Genomic DNA, 15,018 nt, shown 5'->3' with positions numbered 1-15,018 from the left:
ATAAATTCTCCACCACGCGAGACTTACCATTCAGCAAGCGTTTGGATGGCACCCTTTGCTGCTGGCACGGATGCTGCACCAATTCTTGCAGCAATTTTTGGCCCAGCTGAACGTGCGGCGCGTCGGGGCCCCAACGCTGCCGGCGTCAACGAAGCCGAAGGCAGGACCGGTGGACGTGGGATTGAAGCCAGAAGAATGATCCCCCAACTCGCCCAGGGATTCGATGGACGTCAAAAGCGCGTCCACGCGATGTTCGACGGTTTCCAGCCTGTCTTCCGGGCCTGGTTCCATGACGCGCATCAACTGGTCGAGGCGCTGCTCGATCGCGGTCAGCCTGTCATCGACAGACCGGCATTCCGGATCTGTCTTTTCGCTTTCGGTGTAATCGTGTTCTTTGCGATTGTCGTTTTCGTCAGCACTCATTTCTCTCTCCGGAATCTGAGGTGGTCGAATAGTCGACTTGGGACCGTCTGTGGAAAAATGTGTCGTCCAAATATCAACTCCGATGGAATCGGAGGGTCTTTGTAATGAGAGATTTCAATAATAGACGAAAATGACCGTTTTGTCATGAAGCCGTCAGAACAGCGCGCGGATACTTGGTGGCATTGCCCGCGATGCATGAGCCGGTTTCAGGCAGGCGAACCGGCGCGGTCCGCCCTGCCGACGGTTCCGTGCGTCAGCCGTTGTCCGCTTCTTTCAGCCCCTCGATCTGCAAATCGAACCCGGCCTGAATATGGGCGGTAAAGGTTTCCAGTGCTTCTGTCACGTCTCCGGTTTCAATCGCGTCGACAAGCGCCTGATGATCACCCAGAGACTGTGAGATATCGACATTTTCGATTGCGGAAAACAGGTGAAAGGCCATGGCCTTGCCCCAGATCATGTCGAACATGTCCAGCAGGAACTTGTTTCCCGCTTCAACCATGAAGGCGCGGTGAATGCGCCGGTTGGCAATGAAATAGTCGCGCGTCGTAGGATTGGTCAAGTTTTCTTCACGACGAATCAGCGCGCGCAAACCCTCCAGAACCGCGGGGTCTGCGTGGGCCGCAAGAATCCGGGCGGCCTGACCTTCGATTGCGGCGCGGGCCTGATACAGCTGCCGGACTTCGGCTTGATCCATGCGGGCCAGCCGGAAACCACCGCTTGCGGCGACTTCCAGAACACCTTCGGTTTCCAGCCGCATCAAAGCCTCGCGAACCGGGGTGCGGCTGATGTTCAGTTCCGCTGCCAGCTTTTCCTGAACCAATCGGTCTTCGGCAGAGATTTCGCGGCTCATTATGGCTTCGACCAACTGATCATAAACCTCGTCCGCCAGCCGTCTGCGCTGTGTTTTTATCTGTTTCAGAGCCACTCGGAGCCTCTCTTTCCGTGTTTTGTGAATTCTGTATTCAAAAAAGCATCTGGTGCCAAGGCGAATGGGCTTGCTATTGTCCGTGTACTGTATACAGTATACAAACACAGTTGAACAGGGAGCTCTTCATGTGTGGAATCGCTGGAAGGATTCTTACCGCACCCGGGCAGGTCGGGGCGGACCTGGTAGACCTGATGGATGCGCAGGAACACCGTGGCGCAGACAGCACCGGGTTTGCAGTTTATGGACCGCCACGAGACACCGGATATGTTTTACGAGGGATGGGATTTGACAAATCCCGGCAGGATGCTGACCTGAATGCGTTTGAGGCGGTGTTGAAGGATCACGGCTCTGGCTTTCTGTCCGATCCGAAGATCGTAACCGATGAGAACCGGCATTATTGCTTTCGCGCGGAAATCTCGGACCCGACTGATTTGCAGGCCTGGGTGCGGGATGCAGATGAGCTGACGGACCGGTTCGAAGTGCAGTCCTGCGGCCGCAGTCTTGAGATCATCAAGGACATCGGCGGCGCCGAAGCGGTTGCCGAAAAGCATGGCGTGCGCGACATCATCGGCACCCATGGTCTTGGCCACGCGCGGCTTGCGACGGAAAGCTCGGTTCTGCCCAACGCTTCACACCCGTTCTGGGCGCGGCCGTTTTCGGATGTGGCGATCGTGCATAACGGCCAGATCACCGATTATTTCACATGGCGCGACAAGTTGAGCCGAAAGGGCTATCGCTTTCTGACCGAGAATGACAGCGAGTTGATTGCGGTCTGGGTCAGTGACCAGATGAAAGCGGGTCTGACGATGGAACAGGCGCTGAAGAAGTCGATTACCTCTATCGACGGTGTATTCACCTACATGATCGCAACGCCGGACGGGATCGGATTTGCCAAGGATCGGTTCGCGATGAAGCCGTTGGTTGTGGTCAATCGCAATGGCGATCTGGCTGCCGCGACCGAAGAACAGGCGGTGCGTCGCGTGATGGCCGAAGAATGCGACGTGATCAACTATGATGGCCCGTCGCTGACCGGCATCTGGGGCGTCGGCAACCGGAGCCTGGCAGCATGAGCGAGGTAGCAAGACAGATGGATGAAATCGTCATCGAAGTCGGCAAGCGGCACATTCGTGAGGTGAACCGGGATATCATGGCAGCCTGCGCATCAGGACGGCCGATCCGGGTTGTCGATACGCTGTCGCGACACAATCTGGGCGTGGGCCTGCCGGACAATGTGGACATCACTTTCGAAGGTTCGGTGGGATACTATTGCGGCGGTCTGAACACTGGCGCCAACATCTCTATCGAACGCAATTGCGGGTGGGCCGTGGGCGAAGGGATGGCCAAGGGTCACATCACTGTCGGTGGCTATGCGGGCATGTCCTGCGGGGCGGCGATGATTGGCGGCACCATTCATGTCAAAGGTGATGCCGGGCCGCGTGTCGGTGTTGCCATGAAGGGCGGCAACATCGTGGTCGAGGGCAAGATCGGATACCAATCCGGTTTCATGGCGCATGCGGGACGCATCATTGCGCTGGGCGGTGCGGGTGAATCCTGTGCGGACGCTTTGTGGCAAGGCGAGGTTTGGGTCGCAGGCGAAGTTGACAGCCTGGGTGTGGACGTCTCGGTGATCGAACCCACTGCCGAAGAGGTGGCCGAGGTCGATGCGATCCTTGACCCTCTGGGGCTTGTCGACAGCTCTCGTAACTGGCGCAAAATGGTCTCTGGCCAGCGCCTTTGGTATTTTGAAAGCAGGGACGCAAGCGCATGGCTCATGATCTGAGTAAACCCTATGACTACCCGTTCGAGGTCGCGTCAGAGGAAGAAATACGGTTCCGCGACGCAGGTGCGGTCGATGGACGACCGGCTGGTGTGCCTTCGTCTTATGATGAAGGGGGATCAACCCGCTGGACGCCCGAAGCGATATCGGAAGTTCACGCATTGGCGCAGCTTGGGCGGTATCAGGTGCGTGGCTACAACACGTTCAACAAGCAGTTGCCGACATTCGACGATCTGACATTTGTCCCGGCGACGATGACCCGCCTTCCGCTGGAAGGATACCGCGAGAGCTGCGATACGACGACGGTTCTTGGCGGTGGGCGCGGATTGGTGGAACGGCCGCTGGAACTGAAAATCCCGATTTATATCGCATCGATGTCTTTCGGCGCGCTCTCGGCCTCGGCCAAGGCGTCGCTTGGTTATGGTGCCTCGAAGGTGGGCACCATGACCTGCACCGGCGAAGGCGGCATGCTGGAAGAGGAGCGCGAAGCCTCCCAACGCCTGCTCTACCAGATGTCGCCTGCCCGCTATGGGGTCGATCTGGATCACCTGCGCCGCGCCGATGCGCTTGAACTGGTGGTCGGGCAGGGGGCCAAACCGGGCACCGGCGGTCTGCTGCTGGGAATGAAGGTCAGCCCGCGGGTCAGCGAAATGCGCACTTTGCCCGAAGGGGTCGATCAGCGATCCACCATCCGGCACCCCGATTTCCTTGGGGCTGACGATCTGGCCGTCAAAATCGAGGAATTGCGCATCGCCACGAACTATCAGGTGCCAATCTTTATCAAGATGGGGGCCACGCGGCCGCGGTTCGACGTGGCCGTGGCTGCAAAGGCGGGTGCGGATGTGGTCGTGGTGGACGGGGCCGAGGGCGGCACCGGTGCGTCACCCGAGTTGCTGCTGAATCACACGGGCATACCGACCATGAGTGCCATACGCGCGGCACGCGAAGCGCTGGATGAGTGCGGGATGAGCGGCAAGGTCTCGCTTGTCGCCGCGGGCGGGATTCGATCAGGTGTGGACGCGGCCAAATGTCTGGCGCTTGGGGCGGATGCGGTCATGATCGGGAATGCCGCGATGGTCGCGCTGGGATGCAACACTCCCAGATATCTGGACGATTACCAGGCGCTGGGAACATCGCCGGGGGCGTGCCATCACTGCCATACGGGCCGTTGCCCGGTTGGGATCGCAACGCAGGATCCTGACCTTGAGGCGCGTATGAACCCGCATGCAGGTGCAGAGCGCGTCGCGCGGTATCTGACCGCGATGACAATGGAGATCACGGCGCTTGCCAAGGCCTGCGGCAAATCTTCGGTGCACAATCTGGAAACCGAAGATCTGCGCGCGCTCAGTTTTCAGGCCTCGGCCTTTACCGGCGTCAAGATGGCGGGCATCGACCGGGCCTTCGACTGGTGAGGATCGCGCTTCTTGAGTTGACCCTTCATCCATTGCCGCTGCTTGAGGGGCTGCCGCGTACGGCCCAGCAGATCCGCGCATGGCTTGAACCACATCTGCCCGAAGCCCGATTTTCCACGGTGGATGTGGTTGATGGCGAGGCATTGCCTCAGCTCGGGGATTTTGATGGGGTTGTTGTCGGAGGGTCCGAATTCGGCGTCTACGATGACACGGAGTGGATGCGGCCCCTTCGCGATTTCTTGGAGTTGTGCCGGGACCATGCCAAGCCGGTATTCGGCATCTGCTTTGGTCATCAGATCATGGCGGATGTCTATGGCGGCAAAGCCGAGAAGGCCGAGATCGGCAATGTCGTCGGCGCACGAGGCTTCGACTATGGTGGAACCAGCGTAGATGCCTTTGTCTGGCATCAGGATCAGGTCACGCAGGTTCCGCCTTCGGCGCAGGTGACAGGGTCGGCGGATCACTGCCCGGTAGGGGCCTTGGATTATGATTTCCCGGCCCGTTCCGTGCAATTCCATCCCGAATACCGGGCAAGCCATCTGCGTGAATTGTTCGTGCGCGGGCGCGACGTGTTCCTTGCACCGCAAAAGGCGGATGAGGGGCTGGCCTCGATTGAGATGGCACATGTGCCGAAGGATCTGGCCGCCGCGCAGGCGGTTGACTTGTTTCGCAATGCCTGCGGTCGGACGTAAAACCTGAAAACCCGCTTGATCCTGATCAATTCCGGCTTTGAAACACTGTGTATACTGTATCCATAACGTGGTGGAGGAGGCCGCGATATGTCGGGATACACAGATTTCTTTCAGAAAATAGCGCGCATCGTCAGCTCACCTCGGGATGAAAACCTGAGTGACAGAGAGCTTTCAGACCTTGGCTTGTCCCGCGCGGATCTGGCCATGTTGCGATCGGGCGCACCACAGGCACGAGAGCGTATACTCGCCATGGCCGGACAATTCGGACTGACCGAGGCAGACCTGAACGCGCACCCCGAGCTGGGGTTGGAACTGGCGGAAAAATGCGGGCACTGCCTTCAGGCCGAAACCTGCCGTGACGCGATCCGGGCGGGCGCGCGACTTCCCCAGGGCAAATGCCCAAATGCTGGAATTTATCGCGCCCTTCTGGATGGTTAGCGTCCACTGGGGCTTTCCTTCGGGCTCAGCTTTCTGCGGCCGCTGATCTTGAACCGGTCCGCGGTTCCAAAATCCTTCAGCCCAACGCCTGCTGCAAATTCTGCAAACACCGGGGCGTGCTTGAACAAATGGCCAGAGCATCCGCCGGCGAACAGCACGTTTTCATGCTCGGGGTGCCAGTCGACAATGAAATGTGTATCCGGGGTCAGAATGATCTGGTTAAACTTGGAATCCACGACCCTTTGCCCCTCTAAACCGGGAAGCCGGTGGCGGATATAGCTGCGTGTGCGGCCCAGTGTTTCCTGGCGGATCAGCCGTTCATCATTGTCCAGATCGATCTTGTCCGGGATGACAACCGCCGCCTTTACGCCGGAGCCTTCGGACGACGGCAGACCAAATGACCCTTGCCCGTGATCGATCCAGCAGGGCATCCGGCTCATGTCGAAATCTTCCGACCCGTCGGGTGTTGAGGTGTAGAGGACATTAACGCCAACCACGGTCGAGATCGGCTTGATCGATCTGGGAAACATGTCAGCCATCCATGGGCCAGTCGCCATGATGATCAGATCAGCCTCGAGCGGTTTGCCGTCAAGCATCGGACGTTCCGATCCATCCGTGGTGACGCGACCACGTTGTACTTTGCCTCCTGCCTTTCGGAACAGATCCAAACCGGTCAGAACGCATCGATGCGCCATCAGCATTCCGGCTTCGGGTTCGAACAGCGCATATTCGATGTCGGTGACCTTGAACTGAGGGAACCGCGATTCGATATCCGACCGACCGAATTTGTAATAGGGCACCCCGACCCGGTCGAAAGTTTGTGCGGTTGCGTCTTCCCAGTCGCAATGCCCCGCCGTCGCCAGAATCAAGGCGCCGCATTCATACATCAGGTTCTGGCCGCTTTCGGCTTGCAGCTCCAGCCAGCGCAGGCGGCTTTCGCGCGCCCAGCGTGTATAGAACTCGTCCCGCCCGGATATGGCGCGAATCACCCGGTTGTAATCTGTTGAAGATGCACGGGAATGTCCCGGCTCCCACCTGTCGATCAATGTCACGGCCTCGCCGCGCCGTTGCAGTGTAAGCGCCGTCATGACGCCGACTATGCCGCCTCCGACAACGATGACCGAGCTTTTGGACATGGCGCAGATTTTCCTTGTTTCCTGACTGGCTTTGTGAATACTGTATACAGAATACAACAATTATAAAGCTAAAAACAGGGAGCACGCGCAAATGAGTTCGGGGTTTGATCTGCCCGAGGGCACACATACCGTCATTCTTGGTGTCGGGGATCTCAACGGCATCATGCGTGGCAAGCGCATTCCGGCCAGCCATTGGGATCATGTCTGCAAAAGCGGCAATGCTCTGTCGATTGCACTGCTGGCGATCGATATGACCTGCGACGTCTGGGATACGCCTTACGTCAATTTCGACAATGGCTATCCCGACATGCATGTCTTTCCGATGACAAAGCCTGTTGCTGTCCCGTGGGAACCGGGCGTGGCCGTCTGTTTTGGCCGCGCTGAGGGCATGGATCACAAACCGGTGCCGATCGATCCGCGCCAGGCTTTGGTGCGGCAGGTGGACCGGGCCCGCGACATGGGGTTCGAGGTGAATGTCGGCACGGAATTGGAGTTCTATCTGCTGGACCCAGAAACCGGCCAGCCCCGCGACACGGGCATCCAGGTCTATGGCCTGGGCCGCGCCGCCCGGATGGAACACATCGTTGGCCCGATCCGTCAGCAGATCAACGAATGTGGCATTCCCATCGAACAGTCGAACCCGGAATATGCGGCCGGCCAGATCGAGGTCAACATTCGTTATGGTGAAGCTTTGGCAGCTGCGGATCGTGTCGTTCTGTTCAAATCCCTGATCCGCCAGTTGGGGATCGCGCACGACTATCTGGCGACTTTCATGCCCAAGCCGTTTTTTGATCAATCGGGCAACGGGTTTCATACGCACTACTCGCTGTGGAAAGACGGCAAAAACGCCTTTGCCGACAACGGCAAGATCAACGACACCGGAAAATCCTTCATCGCAGGCCTGCAAAAGCGCATGTGCGAGACGGCGATTTGCGGCAGCGGCACGGTCAACGGATATCGCCGTCGCCAGCCCTATACCTTCTGCCCGATCAACACGAGCTGGGGCTATGACAACCGGACGGTTGGTATCCGTGTCATCGAAGGCTCGGACAGTGCCGTGCGGGTGGAAAAGCGCGATGCCGGTGCGGACGCCAACCCGTATCTGTTGCTTGCGGCCGAGATTGCCGCCGGGCTTGACGGGATCGAACAGGGGCTGTCCCCTTCGGAGCCGACGACAGGCAACGGGTATGAAGAAGGGATCGGAGATCCAATTCCAACCGATTTGCCAACCGCCATCGATCTGGCGCGCGGGTCGGAATGGCTGCGCGATGTCATGGGTGAAATGCAGTGGGAACTGGTCCTGCAACAGGCCGAGCGAGAGCTGGAATTCTTCAATCAACAGGTCACACAGGTCGAACTGGACCGCTACCTGAGGGCGTTCTGATGCACTTGGGCAAGGTCGCTGGAACTGTCACGGCAACTGCCAAGGACGCCAGGCTGGTCGGAGCAAAGCTGCTGGTGACGGATCTGGTCGACAGCAAGGGCAGCCTGATCGATCCCGCGCGGGTTGCGGTCGATACCTGCGGCGCTGGGGTCGGGGATACGGTGCTGGTTGTCAGCGGGTCTGCGGCCCGCATGGCGGCCGGGTTGTCCACGGCCCCTGTGGACATGGCCATCATCGCGGTGATCGACCGCGTCTCGACGACCTGAATCACAATACGCGAAACATCTATTTTTGGAGGAACAGAAAATGGCGAAACCAGTGGCGGGGCAGATGGCCCTGGGCATGATCGAAACACGCGGCCTGGTCGGCGCGATTGAAGCCGCCGATGCGATGGTCAAGGCAGCCAGCGTTGCCATCGTGGGTCAGACTAAAGCTGGCGGCGGGTTGGTGACGACCCTTGTGCGCGGTGAGGTCGGCGCGGTCAAAGCCGCCACCGATGCAGGCGCGACAGCGGCCAACAAGGTGGGCGAGGTGGTCTCGGTTCACGTGATCGCGCGGCCGCATGACGAGCTTGAGGCAATCATCGACGGGCTGGGTGCCGGGTCGTCGGCCTGATCAACCCCTTTGAGGAGGTACCATGTCAGCCGGTTTCGAGGATTTCACGCGCGCGGTGACACGTGGCGCGACACGGGATGCACCTGTTGCCCAAAGGTTTGAGCGCATTGCAGTATTGGGTGGCGGCTCGGATGCCCGTCTTCTGGCAGCACTGTGTCTGGCGGAAGGGGCTGAGGTTACACTGTTTTCGGCCTATGGGGCGGAACTGTCATTGCTTGCCCAATCCTCGGGCATTGGCATTCGCGGCGAAGGGCCTGTGGGCACGTATCAGGTGGATCGCGACGGGCCTTCAATCCGCACCACGGCAGAGTTGGATGCAGCAGTGCAGGACGCACAGGCGATCTTTCTGACCGGACCGATCCACAAACAGCGCACCTATGCGATGGTGCTGGCCGATCATCTGCACGATGGGCAGGTGCTTGTTCTGGCGCCCGGTCGCTCTTTGGGCGCGGTCGAAGCGGTCTGGATGCTGCGAATAGGCGGCTGCACTGCCGACGTCACTCTGGTCGAGGCGCAGGGCCTGCCATACTGGTACCAGGCCGAAGGTGCGGGCCTGACCCTGACGCAGGCGGCACCGATGGCGGCTGCGACATTGCCCCGAGGCCGCGCGGACGTTCTTGAAGCGCTGCAACCCTATCTTTCGAACATCAAGCCGCTGGATTCGGTTCTGGCCTCAGGCTTTGCCGATCTTTCCGCAGCGGTCGAGATTCCGGCGTTGATCCTTGGTGGCGCGGGGCTGGGGGCCGGTGGACCGGATGTGCCGATGGGCGGGGTGCCGCTGGAAGGCAACCGGACATTCTCTGCGCTCATAGGGCCGGAACAGCATGAGGTGATCCACGGGTTGGCTAGCGAAAGGCGGCAGGTCGCTAAGGCCTTTGGCGTTCGAAACCTGCCCGAGACCGATGACTGGATCGCGACCTATGCCGGCGCCGAGCGGGGGGCGGGCGCGCGTCCGGTCCCGGATCGGCAGGCCGCGCGTCAGTTGATGCGCGATGGCGTCTTGGGATCATTGGTGCCCCTTGTTTCCGCCGCACAGATCGCAGGTTTGACTGCGCCTCTGACGGAAAGTCTGATCTGCATGACGGATCGCATCCTGGGCGCTGACGTGGCCGCGTCCGGGCGCAGGCTGGAAACCATCGGAATTTCCGCAGGCGATGTCGATCAGGCCCGCCGTATCTTTGACACCATTGCCACCGGAGCCTCGTGATGGACGCTGATCTGAAATCCATCGCCACCGCACGGCGCGCTGCTGAAACGGCTTTCGAAGCCTATCGCGCCTTTCTCGGTACCGACCCGACACAGGTGGATGCCATCGTCGATGCCATGGCTAGGGCGATCGAACCTGAAGCCGAACGTTTGGGGCAATTGGCGGTCGAGGAAACCGGGTACGGCAACGTAGCAGACAAGCGGGTCAAGAATCTGTTTAACGCCTTGTCGGTCGCCGATTACCTGCGGGATGTCACGACGCTGGGCCTGCTGTGGCGGGACGATGCGACAAAGATCGCGGCTTTCGGAGAGCCGATGGGTGTGGTCGCGGCGCTTATCCCGGTGACAAATCCGACCTCCACGATCATCTACAAGGTTCTGTCTGCGGTGAAGGCGGGAAATGCCGTCGTCTGTGCCCCGCATCCGCGCGGCGTGGAATGCGGGAAGGAAACCGTCCGCATCATGGCGCGCGTTGCCGAACAGATGGGCGCGCCCAAAGGGTTGATACAATGCCTGGACGCCGTGACCATTCAGGGCACCGCCGAGTTGATGAAGCATCGCCGCACGTCGGTTGTCATGGCGACAGGTGGCCCTGCCATGGTCAAGGCTGCCTATTCCAGCGGCAAACCGACGCTTGCGGTCGGGGCGGGGAACGTGCCGTGTTACGTGCACAAGTCCAAGGCGCGCGATCTGTCCGAAGTTGCCGAGATGATCGTGACGTCAAAAAGCTTTGACTATGGCACGGCTTGTGTCAGCGAACAGGCCGTGGTCGCCGATCCTGAAATTGCACGCGATCTGCGCCATGAACTGAAACTCAAAGGCGCTTATTTCTGTACCCCGGCCGAGGCCGATCGGCTGGCTCGGGTCATCTTCAAGGGTGTTCAGGCAATGGATCCCGAACGCGTCGGCCAAAGCCCTCAGGCGCTGGCCGATGCTGCGGGGTTCTCGATTCCGCCGCGCACGCGCTGCCTGGTGTCGGAAGAGACCGAAGTGGGGTGGCAACGCCCGCTTTCGGCTGAAAAGCTGAACCCGGTGCTGGCCTTTTACGAGGCGAAGTCCACCGATCACGGCATCGAACTGGCGCAATCCATTGCCAAATTCGAAGGTTGGGGACATTCCTCGGTCATCCATGCCGATGACCCCGAGGTAGTCGCTCGGTTTTCCACCGTGCCCACGGGGCGGGTCCTGGTGAATACGCCGGGGATCATGGGCGGCATGGGGTATTCCACCGACCTTGAACCATCCTTTATGCTGGGTACCGGTACGTGGTCGGGGTCGATCACCTCGGACAACGTCACCGCCCTGCATCTCATCAACATCAAGCGGGTCGCGTATGAAAGCAGACCCTGGCGCGACATTTACGAGGAGTATGGCGCATGAGCGAGATCACGATCCGGGCGCTGATGCAGATCGACAACCTGCAACCGAAATTCGCCGCCTACAACGGCGCGACGGTGCAAGGGTCAGTGCCTTTGTCCGGTGACACCGTGCTGATCGGAGAGTTCGCGCCGGGCAATGGTGTATTCTCGCTGATCGACCGGGCGCTCAAGTCGTCCTCGGTCGAAGCGACGACGCAGATGGTCGAGCGCGAGTTCGGATTCTTCATCCTCCGCTCGCCTTCAAACGCCGAAGTGTCCGCTGCACGGGACGCGATGCTGGCCGAACTTGGGGCTTCCATGACGGATCGATTGAAGCCTGCCATCAGTTCCACGCAAATCATCACAAGTGTCGAGCCCTATCAGGCGCAGCTTTTGAACAAATGGCGCAAGGGCGCATTGATCGTGCCGGGGCAGACGTTGGGGATCGTGGAATGCGCGCCGGCCGCCTATATCTCGATTGCCGCGAATGAGGCCGAAAAGGCCGCCGAGATTGACATCGTCGAGGTGCGTGCGGTGGGGCGGTTTGGTCGCTTGTTCATCTCGGGGTCTGAAAATTCGGTCAAAACCGCCGTCGAGGCCGCGACGCGTGCAATCGAGGCGGTGGACGGGCAGGACGGCTGATGGCAACACCACGCGTCATAGGCTCGGATGCGGTCGAGGATGCGCGCCGTCGGGGCAGGATCGTATTCGAGGTTTTGCCGGGTGACATCGTGACGGCCCTTGCGCGTGAAACCGCAGAGCGTGTTGGTATCTCCTTAGTGGATGGCCCGCTCGAGCGACCGAAACCGCCGCGTACGGATGGTGCTGTTTCCATGCGCCGGGTGCTGTATCGCCGTTCACCCAAATGGGTTGCCCCTTCGCGTGCGCCGCGCAAAGCCCGCAGGCTGGGCAAACTTGCCTTGATCGGGGCGGGGGGTGTTGGCGGCAATATCGCGCATCTGGCGGCAATGGCGGACATGGCGGATGAAATCGCGCTGATCGACATCACTCCGGGTTTGGCGGCTTCGACTGCGCTGGACCTAAATCATACGTCCGGGATCACCGGTGCGCGGGCCCGATGTGTCGGTGGCGAAGCGATGGATCTGGTGGCCGGGGCGGATGTGGTCGTCGTCACGGCCGGACGAGCCCGCCGTCCGGGCATGACACGTGCCGATCTGATCGATGTGAATGCCCGCGTGATCCGTCAGTCGGCCGAAGCGATCCGGTCAGCCGCACCAAATGCCATCGTGATCGTGGTGACCAACCCGCTGGACGAAATGACGGTCGAGATGCTGCGTGCAACAGGTTTCCCCCGCGAACAGGTTTTGGGTATGGCAGGAACGCTGGACAGCAGCCGGTTTCGCAACGCGCTGGCAATGGCTGCGGGTGTCACGCCTGCGGACGTCGAAGCCTTCACGCTTGGCAGTCATGGGGACGAAATGGCCCCGATCCCCAGCCGCGCCAGGATCAAAGGCCGTCCGCTGGATGTATTTCTGTCCCGCGAACAGATCGAAGCCTGTGTTCAGGATGCGATCACCGGGGGCGGTCAGGTGGTCGCGCTTCGGAAATCAGGTTCTGCAACGATAGCTCCGGCTCATGCCTCGATCGAATTGATTGATCACATTCGGGGCGCGCGTACAGGCCCGGTTCCGGTTTCGGTCATGCTGCACGGGGAATACGGCATCGACGGTGTCGTGCTGGGCGTGCCAGCCCATCTGGGTGCAGGCGGATTGGTTGAGGTCGAGGAGTTGCGGTTAACCGCCGAAGAAAACGCGGCATTGCAAAACGCGGCCGAAGCGATCCGGGTGAGGCTGGGCCTGTGACCCTGCGTTTTTGGAAATCCGGCGGACGGTTTGAAGAGGTGGCCTCGTACTCTCGGGCCAAGCGCATCGGCCCCTTTGTCTGGGTTGCCGGAACAACGGCCATCGAGCCGACGGGCCGCATCCACGCGCCCGGGGACGTTGGTGCGCAGACCTTTTACATCCTGTCTCGCATCGATGACGCACTGAAAGAGGTTGGCGCCGAACTGCGACATGTGGGGCGGGTTCGCGCCTATCTGACCGATCTCTCCCAAGCGGGCGCGTTCGCGCAGGCGCATGGCGAAGTTTTTAAGGGGATCGATCCGGTTCTGACGGCTGTTCAGGCTGGGCTGACTCAGCCGGGGCTGATGGTGGAAATCGACGTGGATGCCGTGATCCACCATGAAAACGGCGAAATCAGCGGATTCTGAACATGAGTCTTCAAGAAAGGAATTGATCGAACCATCGTCTTGTGTACTGTATACAGAATACAAGAAGGCATAATGAGACACAGGGAGCTAATGTGATGATCAAGACAGCGCTGCTCAGCGGAACATGCATCGCGCTCATGGCCTCGGCGGCCGGAGCGGAAATCAAGGTAGGATTCATTGGGTCGCTTTCCTCGGACACCGGATTGTCGACGCTGCGCGGGGCCGAGATTGCGATTGAAGAGCTCAACGCAAATGGCGGCGTGATGGGCGAACAGATCACCCTGGTCTCGGCGGATACCGGACAGGACCCGACCGAGGGCATCCGGGCCTATGAATACCTTGCGGAAACGGAAGAGGTTGATTTCATCATCTCGGGCTCGATTGACGATGTGTCGCTGGGATGGCTGCCCCGCATGCAGGAATACCGGATTCCGACGCTGGACACCTGGACATCCTACATCGGCATCATCGACATGGTGGTCGAAGACCCTGAAAGCATGGCGCCCTATTTCATGAACATCGCCTCGGATGAGGCGCTGGCCACGTTGTACATCAACTTTGGCGCGGATGTTCTGAAGGAAAAAATGGGGTGGGATTCCGTCGTCATTCTGGCGGAAGATACGGCCTTTGGCGAGGCGATCACCGGCCTTGTCACCGAAGCGCTTGCACCGGTTGCGGGTATCGAGGTCAAGGACATCATCACGTATGACGTCGCCACCGTCGATTTTGCTCCGATCTTCAGCCGTGCGCAGGATACCGGGGCGGACTTCATCTATCAGGTCTCGTCGGTGAATTCGCAGGTTGTCTCATCGCAATACGTGAAACTCCAGGTGCCGATGGCGATGACGGGCGTGAACGTCGCTGCGCTGGGTATGGAATATTGGGAAGATACGGGTGGTGCCGGTGGCGGTATCTCGACCCTGTCTCCGATCCCTTCGGTCGGGTTTCGGCTCGATCCGGCCAGCCAAGAGTTTGTCGATACCTATCAGGCGAAGTATGACAGCCGCCCGCTGCTGCCGCATTTCAACGGGTTCAACGCCTATCATGGGCTAAAACAGGCGATGGCCGCAGCCGAAGAGGCTGGCGGTTTCGACAATGTCGAAGGCTGGGCCGATGCGATGAAGAAACAGGATCTGGTTCTAGAACTGGATGGCCAGTTGTGGCTGCGTTACGCATTCTGGGGCGATGACGAGGTAGAGCCCGTGACTGGCCGTACTTACCCGCACAATATCCGTTTTGATCTGTCCGAGCCGTTCGACGATGCCGCGCCGTCAATGGTCGTGGTCCAGTGGTACGAGGACGGCACCGCCGCCGTTGTCTATCCCGAGAAATACGCGACGGGTGAATTCACTTTGCCAAGCTGGGTCAAACAGTAACCTGTCCGTTCGCTTAGCTTGAAATGGGTGCGCGGGCGCGCGC

The 15,018-nt window shown here is 59.9% G+C and carries 17 protein-coding genes; 14 read left to right on the top strand and 3 right to left on the bottom strand.

Going from position 1 to position 15,018, the window contains the following annotated elements:
- Nucleotides 1-30 precede the first annotated feature (30 nt).
- Both ACR0LI_RS08000 and ACR0LI_RS07995 read right to left on the bottom strand, forming a co-directional pair.
- The gene (locus ACR0LI_RS08000; protein ID WP_171723560.1) at nt 31-423 is read right to left on the bottom strand and encodes a hypothetical protein; all 393 of its coding nucleotides are present in this window, start codon (nt 421-423) and stop codon (nt 31-33) included.
- Nucleotides 424-676: 253 nt separating this feature from the next.
- Nucleotides 677-1,348 (bottom strand): GntR family transcriptional regulator, encoded by a 672-nt coding sequence (locus tag ACR0LI_RS07995; protein WP_171633543.1) that lies wholly within the window; start codon nt 1,346-1,348, stop codon nt 677-679.
- A 128-nt stretch (nt 1,349-1,476) separates the two neighbouring features.
- On the opposite strand from ACR0LI_RS07995, the gene ACR0LI_RS07990 reads away from it, so the two are divergent.
- The 5 genes from ACR0LI_RS07990 (at nt 1,477) to ACR0LI_RS07970 (ending at nt 5,670) form a co-directional block, all read left to right on the top strand.
- Nucleotides 1,477-2,421 carry a class II glutamine amidotransferase domain-containing protein gene (locus tag ACR0LI_RS07990; protein ID WP_480619030.1) on the top strand — a complete coding sequence of 315 codons (945 nt, stop codon included), beginning with the start codon at nt 1,477-1,479 and terminating at the stop codon, nt 2,419-2,421.
- Nucleotides 2,418-3,131 (top strand): GltB/FmdC/FwdC-like GXGXG domain-containing protein, encoded by a 714-nt coding sequence (locus tag ACR0LI_RS07985; RefSeq protein ID WP_152457491.1) that lies wholly within the window; start codon nt 2,418-2,420, stop codon nt 3,129-3,131. Before ACR0LI_RS07990 ends, ACR0LI_RS07985 begins: the two co-directional genes overlap by 4 nt.
- Entirely contained in the window at nt 3,116-4,540 is a 1,425-nt protein-coding gene (locus tag ACR0LI_RS07980) for an FMN-binding glutamate synthase family protein (protein WP_152457492.1), read from the top strand. The genes ACR0LI_RS07985 and ACR0LI_RS07980 overlap by 16 nt, the downstream gene beginning before the upstream one ends.
- Nucleotides 4,537-5,232: a type 1 glutamine amidotransferase gene (locus tag ACR0LI_RS07975; RefSeq protein ID WP_480489798.1), complete on the top strand. Its 696-nt coding sequence runs from the start codon at nt 4,537-4,539 to the stop codon at nt 5,230-5,232. The genes ACR0LI_RS07980 and ACR0LI_RS07975 overlap by 4 nt, the downstream gene beginning before the upstream one ends.
- 87 nt (nt 5,233-5,319) lie before the next feature.
- Nucleotides 5,320-5,670 carry a YjiS-like domain-containing protein gene (locus tag ACR0LI_RS07970; RefSeq protein WP_171633536.1) on the top strand — a complete coding sequence of 117 codons (351 nt, stop codon included), beginning with the start codon at nt 5,320-5,322 and terminating at the stop codon, nt 5,668-5,670.
- Here ACR0LI_RS07970 and ACR0LI_RS07965 read toward each other — a convergent pair.
- A complete protein-coding gene (locus ACR0LI_RS07965) occupies nt 5,667-6,806 on the bottom strand; it encodes an FAD-dependent oxidoreductase (protein ID WP_171723557.1) in 1,140 nt (379 codons plus the stop codon). The two genes, ACR0LI_RS07970 and ACR0LI_RS07965, sit on opposite strands and share 4 nt — an antisense overlap.
- A gap of 91 nt (nt 6,807-6,897) precedes the next feature.
- Between ACR0LI_RS07965 and ACR0LI_RS07960 the strand changes: the two genes are divergently transcribed.
- The 9 genes from ACR0LI_RS07960 to ACR0LI_RS07920 all read left to right on the top strand — a co-directional run bounded on the left by ACR0LI_RS07960 (nt 6,898) and on the right by ACR0LI_RS07920 (nt 14,975).
- A complete protein-coding gene (locus tag ACR0LI_RS07960) occupies nt 6,898-8,190 on the top strand; it encodes a glutamine synthetase family protein (RefSeq protein WP_171639763.1) in 1,293 nt (430 codons plus the stop codon).
- Nucleotides 8,190-8,456: a EutN/CcmL family microcompartment protein gene (locus tag ACR0LI_RS07955; protein WP_152457497.1), complete on the top strand. Its 267-nt coding sequence runs from the start codon at nt 8,190-8,192 to the stop codon at nt 8,454-8,456. The genes ACR0LI_RS07960 and ACR0LI_RS07955 overlap by 1 nt, the downstream gene beginning before the upstream one ends.
- A 40-nt stretch (nt 8,457-8,496) precedes the next feature.
- Nucleotides 8,497-8,805, top strand: a complete 309-nt coding sequence (locus ACR0LI_RS07950; protein ID WP_117869464.1) for a BMC domain-containing protein — start codon at nt 8,497-8,499, stop codon at nt 8,803-8,805.
- Between the two features lie 22 nt (nt 8,806-8,827).
- Nucleotides 8,828-10,012 (top strand): hypothetical protein, encoded by a 1,185-nt coding sequence (locus tag ACR0LI_RS07945; RefSeq protein ID WP_480487113.1) that lies wholly within the window; start codon nt 8,828-8,830, stop codon nt 10,010-10,012.
- Nucleotides 10,012-11,391, top strand: a complete 1,380-nt coding sequence (locus ACR0LI_RS07940) for an aldehyde dehydrogenase family protein (RefSeq protein ID WP_480718287.1) — start codon at nt 10,012-10,014, stop codon at nt 11,389-11,391. The genes ACR0LI_RS07945 and ACR0LI_RS07940 overlap by 1 nt, the downstream gene beginning before the upstream one ends.
- On the top strand, nt 11,388-12,011 hold the full coding sequence (locus tag ACR0LI_RS07935; protein ID WP_480489799.1) for a BMC domain-containing protein: 624 nt from the start codon (nt 11,388-11,390) through the stop codon (nt 12,009-12,011). Before ACR0LI_RS07940 ends, ACR0LI_RS07935 begins: the two co-directional genes overlap by 4 nt.
- A complete protein-coding gene (locus ACR0LI_RS07930) occupies nt 12,011-13,192 on the top strand; it encodes a malate dehydrogenase (RefSeq protein ID WP_480489801.1) in 1,182 nt (393 codons plus the stop codon). The genes ACR0LI_RS07935 and ACR0LI_RS07930 overlap by 1 nt, the downstream gene beginning before the upstream one ends.
- The gene (locus tag ACR0LI_RS07925) at nt 13,189-13,599 is read left to right on the top strand and encodes a Rid family hydrolase (RefSeq protein ID WP_171633517.1); all 411 of its coding nucleotides are present in this window, start codon (nt 13,189-13,191) and stop codon (nt 13,597-13,599) included. The genes ACR0LI_RS07930 and ACR0LI_RS07925 overlap by 4 nt, the downstream gene beginning before the upstream one ends.
- Nucleotides 13,600-13,694: 95 nt before the next feature.
- Nucleotides 13,695-14,975 (top strand): ABC transporter substrate-binding protein, encoded by a 1,281-nt coding sequence (locus tag ACR0LI_RS07920; RefSeq protein ID WP_171170476.1) that lies wholly within the window; start codon nt 13,695-13,697, stop codon nt 14,973-14,975.
- The last annotated feature ends 43 nt before the right edge of the window (nt 14,976-15,018 follow it).

This window comes from Ruegeria sp. CL7, from assembly GCF_056536445.1.
The sequence above is the reverse complement of the archived record's forward strand: the minus strand, read 5'-3'. Positions and strand labels throughout refer to the sequence as shown.

What these genes read in the sequence shown, in the direction of transcription:
- ACR0LI_RS08000 (WP_171723560.1), bottom strand. Translation starts at nt 423, where the DNA reads ATGAGTGCTGACGAAAACGACAATCGCAAAGAACACGATTACACCGAA.
- ACR0LI_RS07990 (WP_480619030.1), top strand. Translation starts at nt 1,477, where the DNA reads ATGTGTGGAATCGCTGGAAGGATTCTTACCGCACCCGGGCAGGTCGGG.
- ACR0LI_RS07985 (WP_152457491.1), top strand. Translation starts at nt 2,418, where the DNA reads ATGAGCGAGGTAGCAAGACAGATGGATGAAATCGTCATCGAAGTCGGC.
- ACR0LI_RS07980 (WP_152457492.1), top strand. Translation starts at nt 3,116, where the DNA reads ATGGCTCATGATCTGAGTAAACCCTATGACTACCCGTTCGAGGTCGCG.
- ACR0LI_RS07970 (WP_171633536.1), top strand. Translation starts at nt 5,320, where the DNA reads ATGTCGGGATACACAGATTTCTTTCAGAAAATAGCGCGCATCGTCAGC.
- ACR0LI_RS07965 (WP_171723557.1), bottom strand. Translation starts at nt 6,806, where the DNA reads ATGTCCAAAAGCTCGGTCATCGTTGTCGGAGGCGGCATAGTCGGCGTC.
- ACR0LI_RS07960 (WP_171639763.1), top strand. Translation starts at nt 6,898, where the DNA reads ATGAGTTCGGGGTTTGATCTGCCCGAGGGCACACATACCGTCATTCTT.
- ACR0LI_RS07955 (WP_152457497.1), top strand. Translation starts at nt 8,190, where the DNA reads ATGCACTTGGGCAAGGTCGCTGGAACTGTCACGGCAACTGCCAAGGAC.
- ACR0LI_RS07950 (WP_117869464.1), top strand. Translation starts at nt 8,497, where the DNA reads ATGGCGAAACCAGTGGCGGGGCAGATGGCCCTGGGCATGATCGAAACA.
- ACR0LI_RS07945 (WP_480487113.1), top strand. Translation starts at nt 8,828, where the DNA reads ATGTCAGCCGGTTTCGAGGATTTCACGCGCGCGGTGACACGTGGCGCG.
- ACR0LI_RS07940 (WP_480718287.1), top strand. Translation starts at nt 10,012, where the DNA reads ATGGACGCTGATCTGAAATCCATCGCCACCGCACGGCGCGCTGCTGAA.
- ACR0LI_RS07935 (WP_480489799.1), top strand. Translation starts at nt 11,388, where the DNA reads ATGAGCGAGATCACGATCCGGGCGCTGATGCAGATCGACAACCTGCAA.
- ACR0LI_RS07930 (WP_480489801.1), top strand. Translation starts at nt 12,011, where the DNA reads ATGGCAACACCACGCGTCATAGGCTCGGATGCGGTCGAGGATGCGCGC.
- ACR0LI_RS07920 (WP_171170476.1), top strand. Translation starts at nt 13,695, where the DNA reads ATGATCAAGACAGCGCTGCTCAGCGGAACATGCATCGCGCTCATGGCC.